Origin of the sequence: Caenispirillum salinarum (assembly GCF_044803115.1) — a bacterium.
Taxonomy (GTDB): Bacteria; Pseudomonadota; Alphaproteobacteria; order Rhodospirillales; family Rhodospirillaceae; genus Caenispirillum; species Caenispirillum salinarum_A.
This window is the reverse complement of the sequence record NZ_CP085224.1, coordinates 778,917-791,823: the sequence shown is the minus strand read 5'-3', so window position 1 is coordinate 791,823 and position 12,907 is coordinate 778,917. Positions and strand designations below refer to the sequence as shown.

Here is a 12,907-nt window from a genome sequence, read left to right as displayed (position 1 = left end):
CGGCGCCCCGCCTACCCCGCCGCCCGCAGGCTGCGGGTCTGGGGAAAACGAAGGGTCACGGCGGTGCCGCGCTTGGGCCGCGCACGCAGCATGAGGCGGCCGCCGTGCGCCTCGATCAGCCCGCGCGTCAACGCCAGTCCGAGGCCCGGATGGTCGGGGTCCACGGCCGGACCGGCGGCCTTGTAGAACGGCTCGGTCAGGCGCATGGGGTCGTTGCGCGGCAGGCCCGCGCCGACGTCGGTGACGGTGACGGTCAGGCAGCCGGCGGCGTCCTCCGCCGCCTCCAGGGTCACCCGGCTGTCCTCGGGTGCGGCGTCCAGGGCGTTGTCGAGCAGATGGTCGATCATCTGGCGCACCCGGCCGGCATCGGCGCGCAGCGGCGGCAGGTCGCCCGGCGCCCACGGGAATATTTCCACACGGCGCCCCTCGGCCCGCTCTCCCCATTCCTCTGCAATGTCGTCGCACAGGGCGGCGAGGTCGATGGTGTCCTCGCGCAGCGGCAAGTCGCCGCCGTCCATCAGCGACAGTTCCACCACATCATCCACCAGCGCCCGCAGGCGCCGGCCTGACCCGCCGATTTCGGCGGCGTAGTCCTCGTAGCGGGCATTGCCCAGCGGTCCGAACACCGCCTGCGACAGCATGTCCGACAGACCAATGATGGTGTTGAGGGGTGCGCGAAGCTCATCGGACAGGCGTTGCAGAAGCTCCGCCCGTTCCGCGCCCAGGCGCGCGATGTCGCGCTCGGCCTCCTTCGCCATGCTGCCCTTGAGGACCTCGCCGGTGATGCTGGTGTGCACCACAAGCGCCATGCGCCGGCCCTCCGCCTTTACGTGACGGCAGGAAACGCGGTACCATCGCACCTCCCACGGTGCATGGCAGGAGTAGACATGGCGGAATTCCTCGCGGTCGCCGTCCAGCACCGACTTCACGCCGCGCCCGATGGCGCGGATGGCGGCATCGGATGACGCGCCGCAGATGGCGACGTAGTTGGTGCCCAGGCCGAAATCGGCATCCAGGCTGCCGTTCTCTTCACCGAAGCGGCGCCATTCGTCGCTGACGGCGACGATCACGCCCTCCTGGTCGACGAGGCATCCGCTCATGGGGAGAGCATCAACCACGGCGGCGGTCAGATCGGGCATATCCAAGACGTGTCCCTCCGTGTCTCGTGGGACCATGCTGGCACAGTCGCGCGGCGCGGGAAACCGTGTCGCGCCGTCCGGGACGGATCGTTTCCCGCTGCCTGGAAAACGCGCAAGGGTGGGAGTGCGTGCGTCGGCCGTTGCTGTCGGACGCGGAAGCGCCTATGTTGCGGCCATCCTTTCAGCAACATGAAGTCTCCATGAGCGACCTGTCCCACATCCGCAACTTCGCGATCATCGCCCACATCGACCACGGCAAGTCCACGCTCGCCGATCGCCTGATCCAGGTGTGCGGCGGCCTGACTGAACGCGAGATGAAGGAGCAGGTCCTGGACTCCATGGACCTGGAGCGCGAGCGCGGCATCACCATCAAGGCGCAGACCGTGCGCCTTGACTACACGGCCAAGGACGGCAAGACCTATCAGTTGAACCTGATGGACACGCCGGGCCACGTGGACTTCGCCTACGAGGTCAGCCGCTCGCTGGCGGCCTGCGAGGGTTCGCTGCTGGTGGTCGACGCCTCCCAGGGCGTGGAGGCCCAGACGCTGGCGAACGTCTACCAGTCCATCGAGATGGACCACGAGATCATCCCGGTGCTCAACAAGATCGACCTGCCGGCCGCCGAGCCCGACCGGGTGAAGGAGCAGATCGAGGACGTGGTGGGCATCGACGCCACCGACGCCGTGGAAATCTCCGCCAAGACCGGCCTCAACATCGAAGCCGTGCTGGAAGCCATCGTCACCCGCCTGCCGCCGCCGGAGGGCGACACCACCGTGCCGCTGAAGGCCATGCTGGTGGACAGCTGGTACGACCCGTACCTGGGCGTCATCATCCTGGTGCGCGTCAAGGAAGGCACGCTGAAGAAGGGCGCGAAGATCCGCATGATGCAGACGGGCGCCACGCACCCCGTCGACCGCGTCGGCGTCTTCAGTCCCAAGATGAAGGACACCGGCGTCCTGTCGGCCGGCGAGATGGGCTACATCACCGCCGGCATCAAGTCGGTGGCGGACTGCAACGTCGGCGACACGATCACCGAGGACGGCCGCCCCGCCGACAAGGCGCTGCCGGGCTTCAAGCCCTCCATCCCCGTGGTGTTCTGCGGCCTGTTCCCGGTCGATGCCAGCGACTTCGAGCACCTGCGCGACAGTCTGTCGAAGCTGCGGCTGAACGATGCCAGTTTCGAGTACACGCCCGAATCGTCGGCGGCGCTCGGCTTCGGCTTCCGCTGCGGCTTCCTGGGCCTGCTGCACATGGAGATCATCCAGGAGCGGCTGGACCGCGAGTTCGACCTGGACCTCATCACCACCGCGCCCTCGGTGGTCTACAAGATGCACATGACCGACGGGTCGATGATCGAGCTGCACAACCCGGCCGACATGCCCGACGTCATGAAGATCGACTACATCGAGGAACCGTGGGTCAAGTCCACCATCATGGTCCCCGACGAGTTCCTGGGCCCCATCCTGCAGCTGTGCACGGAGCGGCGCGGCATCCAGCTTGACCTGACCTATGCGGGCAACCGCGCCATGGCCGTCTACAAGCTGCCGCTCAACGAGATCGTGTTCGACTTCTACGACCGCCTGAAGAGCATCTCCAAGGGCTACGCCAGCTTCGACTACGAGATTGACGAGTACAGCGAGAGCGACCTGGTCAAGGTCGGCATTCTGGTGAACGCCGAGCCGGTGGACGCGCTGGCCTTCATCGCCCACCGCAGCCAGGCGGAGTTCCGCGGCCGCGCCATTTGCGGCCGCCTGAAGGACCTGATTCCGCGCCACCTGTTCAAGGTGCCCATCCAGGCCGCCATCGGCGGCAAGGTCATCGCGCGCGAGACCATTCCGGCCATGCGCAAGGACGTGACCGCCAAGTGCTACGGCGGCGACGTCAGCCGCAAGCGCAAGCTGCTGGACAAGCAGAAGGAGGGCAAGAAGCGGATGCGCCAGTTCGGCAAGGTGGAAATCCCGCAGACCGCCTTCATCAACGCGCTGAAAATGGAACAGAACTGACGGCGCTGAACGCTCGTTCAGCAACATGACGCGGGGGAGTCCACGGGCTCCCCCGCCCGCGTTTCGGACCCCTTCCCATGATCGAAATCCTTCTCAACGCCCTGGTGGTGTTCTTCGTCGTCATCGACCCGATCGGTCTGGTGCCCATCTTCATCGGGCTGACCATGAAGTTCGACGGCAAGACCAAGCGCCGCATCGCCATTCGCGGATGCCTGATCGCCTTTGCCATCATCGTCTTCTTCGCCTACTTCGGCGAACTGGTGCTGAACGCGCTGTCCATCGAGATGCCGGCCTTCCGCATCGCCGGCGGCGCGCTTTTGTTCTGGATCGCCTTCGAGATGCTGTTCGAAAAGCGCACCGAGCGGAAGGCCAAGCGCGCCGACGAGGCCAGCCACGAGCTTGAGGAGGACAGCGACAAGGAAGAGGAAATCCGCCACATCGCCGTTTTCCCGCTGGCGATCCCGCTGATGGCGGGGCCCGGTGCGATCACGACGATCATGCTGATGATGGACCGCTACGGCGAGTCCGTGGAGGGGCAGTTGACGGTCATTTCCGCCTCTGCCCTGGTGCTGACGGGTTCGGCGGTTCTGTTCATGGCGTCGGGCTGGGTGCAGAAGGCGCTGGGGCAGACGCTGATCCTGACGGTCAGCCGCGTGCTCGGCATCGTGCTGGCGGCGCTGGCGACCCAGACCGTGATCTCGGGCATCACCGCGATCTATCCGGCGGGGTGAGCAGAATTCAGACGGCGGCGGCGATTTCGGTGCGGCTGAAGTCGTCGCCCTTGAAGAGCAACGGCCGCCCGGTGATCCTCGCGAGCGCGTAGGAAAAGCAGCCGCCCATGTTCAGCCGCGCGGAATGCTGGCCCTTGCGGAACCGCACGAACGCCTCGCGCGCGGCCAGGGCCTGGGCGTGATCGACGGGAATGATTGCGATCCCGACTTTCCCCACGAATGCATCAAGGTCCTCAAGCCCGCCTTCCTGTTTTCGCGCCCAAAGAACCATGGACGCTTTCAGGAATGTGACCGCAGACATTGCGCAACTCGGCGCCTCAAAAAGTGCGGCCTCGAACGACTCCCACTCGGGCTCCTTGAAGAGGTACGCAAAAAGCGCCGAACCATCCACGATCATCAGGAAGGCAGCCCATGCTCGTCGTATCCGATGATCTCGTCCGGCTCCTGGTGTCGAAATCCGGACGCGCCGCACAGCGATCAGCAATTTCCCGCATGGCCGCCAAGCGCCGGGCCCTTTCCTCCGGCCCGCGCTGTCGGGGCTGCGTCTCCATCGCCAGCCGCAGGGCCGTCTTCATGGCCTCTTCCACCGGCTGGCCGATGGTGCTGGCGTATTCCTCCGCCATCCTCAGCAGTTAAGGGGTTTTCGAACCGGCCCATCTCTCACTTCCAACGAATCGCGCGTCGCCATCACCATTGTACACCAGCCGCACGCGGTTGCATCATGCGCCCGCCGCCTCACATTGGGGCGGACGGTTGTCTTCCGCCAGCCCATCCGCTTTCAGCCCGAGGAGGTCCGTGTGCCCGAGCAAGCGCCCCTGTCCGATGCCGCCCTCGACCAGGTCTTCGGCAACGGCCGCACCTTCAAGGCCTGGCGCGACGCGCCGGTGCCCGAGGATCTGCTGCACCGCCTCTACGACCTGTGGAAGCTGGGCCCGACCAGCGCCAATTGCTCGCCGGCGCGGGTGATCTTCGTGAAAAGCGCCGCGGCCAAGGAGCGCCTCAAGCCCTGCCTGTCGCCGGGCAACCTGGAGGCGGTGATGGCCGCGCCGGTGACCGCCATCGTCGGCTACGACACCCAGTTCTACGAGTGGCTGCCCGAGTTGTTCCCGCAGACCGACGCGCGCGCCTGGTTTGCCGGCAACCCGCCGCTGATCGAGGAGACGGCGTTCCGCAATTCCAGCATGCAGGCGGGATACATGATCCTCGCCGCCCGCGCGCTGGGCCTCGACTGCGGCCCCATGAGCGGTTTCGACCGCGCCCGCACCGACGCCGAATTTTTCCCCGACGGACGGGTGAAGTCCAACATGCTGGTCAGCATCGGCTACGGCGACCGGGGGTCCCTGGGCCCGCGCGGCCCGCGCCTGGCCTTTGACGAAGCCTGCGTCATCGAGTAATCACGCGATCATGCTGCTGACAGAGATCACCGAGGACCGCTTCGGCGTCGAGCTGGACCTGGTCTACGCCACCGACCGCAACTTCACGGGACGTCCGGTCTACCGCCGCGCCGCCTGCCACCTTGTGCCCGAGGCCGCCGACAAGCTGGCCGAGGCGAGCCGTTTGGCCGCCGCCATCGGCCTGCGCCTGCGCGTGCTGGACGCCTTCCGCCCGGCCGAGGCCCAGTGGGTGCTTTGGAACCACACGCCCAACGCCGACTTCCTGGCCGACCCGCGGCGGGGATCGCCGCACAGCATGGGCGCGGCCGTCGACCTCACCCTCGTCGACGCGGCCACGGGCAAGGCGCTGGAGATGGGCACCGGCTTCGATGAGATGGTGAAGGCCTCCTACCACGGCTCCACCGAGGTGTCGCAGGAGGCGCAGCGCAACCGCTTCACCCTGCTGGGGATCATGTCGGCCGCCGGGTTCGACTTCTACAGGGTCGAATGGTGGCATTACCAGTTGTTCAACGCGCGCGCCCGCTACCCCGTCCTGACGGACGCGGCGGCCGGCAGCGCCATGATGTGAGGCGGCGCCGGACGTGCTGATCCTCGCTCTCGACACCGCCATGGCCGCCTGCTCCGCCGCCGTCTGGCGCGACGGCGCGACCCTGGCCGCCCGCCGCCAGCCCATGGCGCGCGGCCAAGCGGAGGCCCTGGTGCCGCTGATGCAGGCGGTGATGGCGGAGGCCGGCATTGCCGATTATGCCGATCTCGACCGCATCGCCGTCACCCAGGGGCCCGGCAGCTTCACGGGCCTGCGGGTCGGCCTGGCGACGGCCCGCGCCGTGGCTGTGGCGGCGGACCGGCCGGTGATTGGCATCACCACCACCGAGGCCCTGGCCGCCGCCGTACCGGCGGAACTGAGGGGCAACCGGCCCGTCCTGGCGGTGATCGACAGCAAGCGGGCCGACCTGTTCCTGCAGTGGTTCGGACCCGACATTTCGCCGCTGGGCCCGCCCGAGTCCGCCGAGCCGGAGGCCCTGCGGGCACGGCTGACGGAGCAGCCGGCGGTGGTGGTGGGCGACGCAGTCGCCATGCTGGGCGACCTGCCGGCGGGCTGCATCGACGCCGGTCCCGACCTCACCCTGCCCGACCCCGCGGTGGTCGCCGGGCTGGCGGCCGCCAAAGCGCTTCCTGAAGCGCCGCCGGGCGCGCTGTACATCCGCCCGCCCGACGCCACGCTGCCGGTCAACGGCGGGCGGCTGCGGCCATGATGGCCGAAGCCTTCGAACTGGTCGCCGTGGGTCCGGCGCACGCGCGCGTCCTGTCCATGCTGCACCAGGGCGCTTTCGGCCGGGACGCGGGCTGGAACGAGGGGGCCTTTGCGCGCCTGCTGGAGACGCCCGGCACCTTCGGCTGGGTGGCGCAGGTCGCAGGGGCTGAGGGGCCGCAGCCGGTGGCCCTGGTGGTCGCGCGCGCGGTGGCCGACGAGGCGGAGATCCTGACCATCGGCACCCTGCCCAGCGTCCGGCGCAAGGGATTGGCGCGCGGCCTCGTGCGGGCTGCGGCTGCCGAGGCCGCCACCTGCGGCGCCGGACGGCTGTTCCTGGAAGTGGCCGTGGACAACCCCCCCGGCGTGGCGCTCTACCACGCGCTCGGCTTCGAGGAAGTCGGCCGGCGCAAGCGCTATTACGCGCGCCCCGACGGCACCCGCGCCGACGCCATCGTCATGGCCCGCGCCGTCGCCTGAGCCAGCCCCCGCGGGCCTGGCCGGGCGGCCCGGTCAGGCCCTTGCCTTCCGCACCCTCAGAACGTGCGCGCCGCCCGCCGGATCGGCCGGATCCGGGTCCAGCGACAGGATTTCGTGTCCCAGATCGACCAAGGACCGAGGGACGTTCTCCAAGGGCTCGTCTCCCCGCAGACGAATTTCCAAGACCTCGCCCGGCGCGATTCGTTCCACGGCAAGCTTCGCCTTCACGAATGTGAGCGGGCAGACTTCTTGGGTTATATCGAGGGTCCGATCTGATTTACTGGTCGCGCCAATACCCAATCTCTTATCCTTCTTTCAAGAACCATTGCCAAGCTCGCGAGGTTCAATTATATGTGGTCCACCGTTCGAATATGAGGTACTGACCGCAAATGAGCGAAGCAATAACCGATAAGGAACTGCTGGAGCTGACCACCGATATCGTGGCTGCGCACCTGGGTAACAATACCGTCGCGGTAAACGATATCCCGCAGTTGATCGTCGACGTCCACCGCGCACTAAACAACGTGGGCAGCGCGCCTGTTCCGCAGGAACGGCCGCAGCCTGCCGTGCCGGTGAAGAAGTCGGTGACTCCCGACTACATCATCTGCCTCGAGGACGGCAAGAAGCTCAAGATGCTCAAGCGCCACCTCAAGACCGCCTACAACATGACGCCGGAAGAATACCGCGAGCGCTGGGGCCTGCCCGCCGACTATCCGATGGTCGCGCCGAACTACGCCAAGCACCGCTCGTCCCTGGCGAAGAAGATCGGCCTGGGCACCAAGGCGCGCCGCAAGGGCGCCGAGTAATACGCCGCCAAGCCGACCCGCCGGGCGCCGTTCGTTGTCCGGCGGGTCGTCGGCACCATGCGCCGATGGGGCATTGCACGCCCGGGAGGCCGTTCTGCCCCGCCCCGGGCTTGGTGTCGGCCATCAACGATGCGCCCGGACGGGGCCGCTCCGGGGGTCGGAAACGCCCGGCATCCTCTTCGAACAGCAGCCTTGAAGGCGTCGTCGCCGGTGCGGGCGGACGACGCCTTTCCTTTTGCCCGTCGGGCGACTAGTATCGCGTGGCGTTCGCGACACGCCACCAACCAGCCAGATCAGGGAAAGACCAGCCGCCCATGACGTCTCGGATCGAGCAGCGGTGCCTCGAAAAGGGCATGAAGATGACCGAGCAGCGCCGGGTGATCGCCCGCGTGCTGTCGGAAGCGGACGACCACCCCGACGTGGAGGAGGTCTACCGCCGCGCCACCGAGGTCGACCCCAAAATCTCCATCGCCACGGTCTACCGGACCGTGCGCCTTCTTGAGGAAGCGGAGATCCTGGAGCGCCACGACTTCGGCGATGGCCGCGCCCGTTACGAGGAAGCGTCGGAGGACCACCACGACCACCTCATCGACATCAACACGGGCTCGGTCATCGAATTCCATTCGGAAGAGATCGAGGCCCTGCAGAAGGAGATCGCGCGGCGCTACGGCTACCGGCTGGTGGGCCATCGGCTGGAACTCTATGGCGTTCCGCTCGCCGAGGATGATAAGACAGGGAACCGCTGACGCGCCCAGCGCGTGCGCGCGTCGTCATCCGACAGAGCTCGACCGGGATATTTCATGACCTCCTTTGCCCCCCTGACCGCCGGCGACCACGAAATCCGCGTCGCCACCGACGAGGCCGAGGTCAAGGCTTCGCAGGCGCTTCGCTACCGGGTGTTCTACGAGGAATTGGGTGCCAGGCCGACGCCGGAAATGGCGGAGGTGAAGCGCGACTTCGACGAGTTCGACGACTACTGCGACCACCTGCTCGTCATCGACCGCACGCGCGGGACGGGACCGGAAGGCATCATCGGCACCTACCGTCTGACCCGGCAGGAACAGGCGGAGAAGGCCGGCCGGTTCTACACCTCGGACGAATACGACATCGCGCCGCTGCTCAAGAATGGTGGCAACCTCATGGAACTGGGCCGGTCCTGCGTCGATGCGGCGTACCGCTCAAAGTCGACCATGCAGCTTCTGTGGCGCGGCATCGCGGCCTATGTGTTCCACCACAACATCGACCTGATGTTCGGCTGCGCCTCGCTTCACGGCACCGATCCCAAGGACCTGGCGGTGCCGCTGTCCTACCTGCACCACAACCACATGGCGCCCGAGGACCTGCGGCCCAAGGCCCTGCCCGAGCGCTATGCGCCCATGGACCTGATGCCCGCCGACCAGATCGACGCCCGCCGGGCGCTCGCCAGCCTGCCGCCGCTGTTCAAGGGCTACCTGCGGCTGGGCGGCTTCGTCGGCGATGGCGCGGTGGTGGACCACCAGTTCAACACCACCGACGTCTGCATCATGGTGAAGACGGATCTGGTGAGCGAGAAGTATTACCGCCACTACGACCGTACCGCCCGCGAACAGGACTGACGGGCGCTTCAGGGCGGCGGAGCAAAAAGGCGGAGGACGGTCATCATGTCGCATGTCATCGCCGCGATCCGGCTTCTGTTCTTCGTCCTGTGGACGCTTCTCGTCATTCCGCCCTATGTGCTGGTCATGGCGGTGGGCGGCCCCTATCGCGCCATGGCACGGTTCTACTGGAGCACCGTCTGCCGCATCACCAACACGGATGTCGTCGTGCGCGGCGCGCGGACCGAGAAGCGCCCGCTGGTGATTGTCGCCAACCACACCAGCTATATGGACATCGTGGTGCTGGGCAGTGTCGTGAACGGCGCCTTCGTCGCGAAATCGGAGGTCGCGAACTGGCCGGGCTTCGGCGTTATCGCCAAGCTGGGCCGCACCGTCTTCGTCGACCGCAAGCGATCCGCGGCACTGAAGCAGCGCAACGAGATCGTCCGCCGCCTGGTGACGGTGCGCGAGCCGCTGATTCTGTTCCCCGAGGGCACCTCGAACGACGGCAACCGCGTGCTGCCGTTCAAGACCACCCTGTTCAACGTGGCGGAAAAGCCGGTTGAGGGCGAAGAGGTCTGGGTTCAGCCGGTGTCCATCGCCTACACCCGCGTGGACGGCCTTCCCATGGGCTACGGTTGGCGGCCGCTGTACGCCTGGTATGGCGACATGGACCTGGCAAGCCACCTGTGGGCGCTTCTGGGCTTCGGCCGCGTCACCGTGGAGGTGGAGTTCCACGAACCGGTCACCGCCGCCCCCTTCGCCCACCGCCGCGACCTGTCGCGCTGGTGCGAGGAGACGGTGCGCAACGGCGTTTCCCGCGCCCTGCATGGCCGCGACGACCCGCCGCCCCCGCCGCTGCCGGGGCGGGAGCCGGTCACGGACACGGCGGCGCTGCCCGGACAACCGGCCGAACCGGCTGCCGCGGCGGTCGACGCCGCCCGCTCCCCCGACGCCGTAACTTGACTTATGCGGCCCCGGTGCTAACTCTCAGAGGATCAGTTCATCACCTCGGGCGCGCAGCCGCGCCCACGCGGGCGGGATCATCTTGCAGGGAAGCCGGAACGGTTCAGACATACCCTTGAAAAAACATCTCTATATCAAGACCTACGGGTGCCAGATGAACGTCTACGACTCCGGTCGCATGGCGGACGTCCTGGCTCCCATCGGCTATGCTCCGGCGCAGGCGCCCGACGGCGCCGACATGGTGATCCTCAATACCTGCCACATCCGCGAGAAGGCGTCGGAGAAAGTGTTCTCCGAGCTGGGCCGCCTGCGCCTGCTGCGCGAAGAGCGCAAGGCGGAAGGCAAGGGCGACCTGCTCATCGCCGTCGCCGGCTGTGTCGCCCAGGCCGAGGGCGAGGAAATCCTGGCCCGCGCGCCCTACGTGGACATCGTGCTGGGCCCGCAGGCCTACCACAAGCTGCCGGAGATGGTCGCCCAGGCCGAGCGCGCCGCCGCAGCCCGTGCCAACGGTGACGACAAGGCCGCCGGTCCCGGCCGGGGCGTGCTGAACACCGACTTCCCGGAAGAGGCCAAGTTCGACTTCCTGCCCGCTCCGCGCGCCGAGGGGCCGAGCGCCTTCCTTTCCATTCAGGAAGGCTGCGACAAGTTCTGCACCTTCTGCGTCGTGCCCTACACCCGCGGTGCCGAATACTCCCGGCCGGTTGAGGCCGTGGTGGCGGAAGCGCGCGGGCTGGTCGAGGCCGGCGTGCGCGAGATCACGCTTCTGGGTCAGAACGTCAACGCCTACCACGGCGTCGGCGCGGACGGCGCGGAAGCGGGCCTCGGCCACCTGTGCCGGGCACTTGCGAAAATTCCGGGGCTGGAGCGCATCCGCTACACCACCTCGCACCCGCGCGACGTGGACGACGCGCTGATCGCCGCCCACCGCGACCTGCCGCAGATGATGCCGTTCATCCACCTGCCGGTGCAGTCGGGGTCCGACCGCATCCTGCGCGCCATGAACCGGGGCCACACCCGCGACCGCTATCGCGAGATCGTGGCGGGGCTGAAGGGGTCGCGCGACGACCTTGCGCTGTCGTCGGACTTCATCGTCGGCTTCCCCGGCGAGACCGACAAGGACTTCCGCGACACCATGGCGCTGGTCGACGAAATCGGCTTCATCCAGGCCTACAGCTTCAAGTACAGCCCGCGTCCCGGAACGCCGGCCTCGGCCATGCCCAACCAGGTGCCCGAGGACGAGAAGGACGCCCGGCTGGCGGAGCTTCAGGCACTGCTGCAACGCCAGCAGATCGCCTTCAACCAGGACTGTGTCGGGCGCGAGATGGACGTGCTGCTCGACCGCGTGGGCAAGCTTCCGGGTCAGTTGCTCGGCCGCAGCCCATACATGCAGCCGGTGCACGTGACCGCGCCGGCCGACCTGCGGAACACCATCGCGCGCCTGCGCATCGTCTCGGCCGGGCCCAACAGCCTGGGCGGCGAGCTTGTGGCCGCGGCGGACCCGCCTCACTCCAGCGAAAGGGCGTGCGCGTGACCCAGACGGCGACCCACGGCGAGAGCACGGAAATCACCTGCCAGTTCGACGACAACGGTCTGCTCCAGGTGCTCTTCGGGCCGGCCAACGCCAATCTGGACCGCATCGAGGAACGCCTGGGCGTGTCTTTGAATGCCATCGGCAACACGGTGGTCATCACCGGGCCGGAAACCGAGGCCAAGGAGGCCGAGGCGGCGCTCGACACGCTCTACCGCCGGGCCAAGCAGAACCACGACATCACCTTCGGCGAGATCGACGCCGTGGTGCGCATGAAGGGCGCCCACGTCACCGGCGAGTCCGGCGGCGAGGACCTGACCATCCGGACCCGCAAGCGCCACGTCATTCCGCGCAGCGGCACGCAGGCGTCCTACGTGCGGTCCATGCGCGACCACGAGTTGGTCTTCGGCATGGGCCCCGCCGGCACGGGCAAGACCTACATGGCGGTCGCCCAGGCCGTGTCCATGAAGGTGGCCGGCAAGGTGGACCGGCTGATCCTGTCTCGTCCCGCCGTGGAAGCCGGCGAGCGCCTGGGCTTTCTGCCCGGCGACATGCGCGAGAAGATCGACCCCTACCTGCGCCCGCTCTATGACGCGCTGTACGACATGATGCCGGGCGACCAGGTGGTGAAGGAACTGGAGGCCGGCACAATCGAGGTGGCGCCGCTGGCCTTCATGCGCGGGCGGACGCTGTCCAACGCCTTCATCATCCTGGACGAGGCGCAGAACACCACGCCGACCCAAATGAAGATGTTCCTCACGCGCCTGGGCGAAAACTCCCGCATGGTCATCACCGGCGACCTGAGCCAGGTGGACCTGCCGCTGGGTGCCAAGTCCGGCCTGAAGGACGCGCTGGAGGTGCTGGAGGAGCAGCCGGGCATCGGCACGGTGCACTTCAGCCACCGCGACGTGGTGCGCCATGATCTGGTCACGCGGATCGTGCATGCCTACGACCAGCGCGACCGGGTCGGCCCGGCGCAACCGCAGAACCACGGACGCCCGCGCCGCTGACGCCGCTTCAGACCAAGGACACGC

General features: G+C 67.6%; 16 protein-coding genes. 13 read left to right on the top strand and 3 right to left on the bottom strand.

The genetic code is table 11. From position 1 onward, the window contains the following. Positions 1-11 precede the first annotated feature (11 nt). Complete coding sequence (locus tag LG334_RS03680; protein WP_404383397.1) at positions 12-1,139, bottom strand: sensor histidine kinase; 1,128 nt, start codon at positions 1,137-1,139, stop codon at positions 12-14. Between the two features lie 200 nt (positions 1,140-1,339). Here LG334_RS03680 and lepA point away from each other — a divergent pair, with 200 nt between their 5' ends. Together lepA and LG334_RS03670 are read left to right on the top strand one after the other, a co-directional pair. Further along, entirely contained in the window at positions 1,340-3,142 is a 1,803-nt protein-coding gene (lepA, locus tag LG334_RS03675; RefSeq protein ID WP_404383395.1) for a translation elongation factor 4, read from the top strand. A gap of 77 nt (positions 3,143-3,219) precedes the next feature. Beyond that, entirely contained in the window at positions 3,220-3,873 is a 654-nt protein-coding gene (locus LG334_RS03670) for a MarC family protein (RefSeq protein WP_404383393.1), read from the top strand. Positions 3,874-3,880: 7 nt separating this feature from the next. Here LG334_RS03670 and LG334_RS03665 read toward each other — a convergent pair whose 3' ends face one another. Further along, entirely contained in the window at positions 3,881-4,270 is a 390-nt protein-coding gene (locus tag LG334_RS03665; protein WP_404383391.1) for a type II toxin-antitoxin system VapC family toxin, read from the bottom strand. A 14-nt stretch (positions 4,271-4,284) separates the two neighbouring features. Here LG334_RS03665 and LG334_RS03660 point away from each other — a divergent pair, with 14 nt between their 5' ends. The 5 genes from LG334_RS03660 (at position 4,285) to LG334_RS03640 (ending at position 6,999) form a co-directional block, all read left to right on the top strand. After that, positions 4,285-4,509, top strand: a complete 225-nt coding sequence (locus LG334_RS03660) for a hypothetical protein (protein ID WP_404383389.1) — start codon at positions 4,285-4,287, stop codon at positions 4,507-4,509. A 161-nt stretch (positions 4,510-4,670) separates the two neighbouring features. Then, positions 4,671-5,267 carry a malonic semialdehyde reductase gene (locus LG334_RS03655; protein WP_404383387.1) on the top strand — a complete coding sequence of 199 codons (597 nt, stop codon included), beginning with the start codon at positions 4,671-4,673 and terminating at the stop codon, positions 5,265-5,267. A 10-nt stretch (positions 5,268-5,277) separates the two neighbouring features. Beyond that, entirely contained in the window at positions 5,278-5,835 is a 558-nt protein-coding gene (gene ddpX / locus LG334_RS03650; RefSeq protein ID WP_404383385.1) for a D-alanyl-D-alanine dipeptidase, read from the top strand. Between the two features lie 13 nt (positions 5,836-5,848). After that, positions 5,849-6,523 (top strand): tRNA (adenosine(37)-N6)-threonylcarbamoyltransferase complex dimerization subunit type 1 TsaB, encoded by a 675-nt coding sequence (tsaB, locus tag LG334_RS03645; protein ID WP_404383383.1) that lies wholly within the window; start codon positions 5,849-5,851, stop codon positions 6,521-6,523. After that, the gene (locus LG334_RS03640) at positions 6,520-6,999 is read left to right on the top strand and encodes a GNAT family N-acetyltransferase (RefSeq protein ID WP_404383381.1); all 480 of its coding nucleotides are present in this window, start codon (positions 6,520-6,522) and stop codon (positions 6,997-6,999) included. Before tsaB ends, LG334_RS03640 begins: the two co-directional genes overlap by 4 nt. Positions 7,000-7,032: 33 nt before the next feature. Here the strand turns inward: LG334_RS03640 and LG334_RS03635 are convergent, their stop codons facing one another. Then, entirely contained in the window at positions 7,033-7,299 is a 267-nt protein-coding gene (locus LG334_RS03635) for a sulfurtransferase TusA family protein (RefSeq protein WP_404383379.1), read from the bottom strand. A gap of 89 nt (positions 7,300-7,388) precedes the next feature. On the opposite strand from LG334_RS03635, the gene LG334_RS03630 reads away from it, so the two are divergent. The 6 genes from LG334_RS03630 (at position 7,389) to LG334_RS03605 (ending at position 12,883) form a co-directional block, all read left to right on the top strand. Then, the gene (locus tag LG334_RS03630; RefSeq protein WP_009541928.1) at positions 7,389-7,805 is read left to right on the top strand and encodes a MucR family transcriptional regulator; all 417 of its coding nucleotides are present in this window, start codon (positions 7,389-7,391) and stop codon (positions 7,803-7,805) included. A gap of 314 nt (positions 7,806-8,119) precedes the next feature. Further along, complete coding sequence (locus tag LG334_RS03625) at positions 8,120-8,551, top strand: Fur family transcriptional regulator (RefSeq protein ID WP_404383376.1); 432 nt, start codon at positions 8,120-8,122, stop codon at positions 8,549-8,551. 54 nt (positions 8,552-8,605) lie between these two features. Next, positions 8,606-9,400: a GNAT family N-acetyltransferase gene (locus LG334_RS03620; RefSeq protein ID WP_404383374.1), complete on the top strand. Its 795-nt coding sequence runs from the start codon at positions 8,606-8,608 to the stop codon at positions 9,398-9,400. Between the two features lie 45 nt (positions 9,401-9,445). After that, entirely contained in the window at positions 9,446-10,345 is a 900-nt protein-coding gene (locus LG334_RS03615; RefSeq protein WP_404383372.1) for a lysophospholipid acyltransferase family protein, read from the top strand. A gap of 115 nt (positions 10,346-10,460) precedes the next feature. After that, positions 10,461-11,876 (top strand): tRNA (N6-isopentenyl adenosine(37)-C2)-methylthiotransferase MiaB, encoded by a 1,416-nt coding sequence (gene miaB, locus LG334_RS03610; protein WP_404383370.1) that lies wholly within the window; start codon positions 10,461-10,463, stop codon positions 11,874-11,876. Next, a complete protein-coding gene (locus LG334_RS03605; protein ID WP_404383368.1) occupies positions 11,873-12,883 on the top strand; it encodes a PhoH family protein in 1,011 nt (336 codons plus the stop codon). The genes miaB and LG334_RS03605 overlap by 4 nt, the downstream gene beginning before the upstream one ends. Positions 12,884-12,907: the final 24 nt, after the last annotated feature.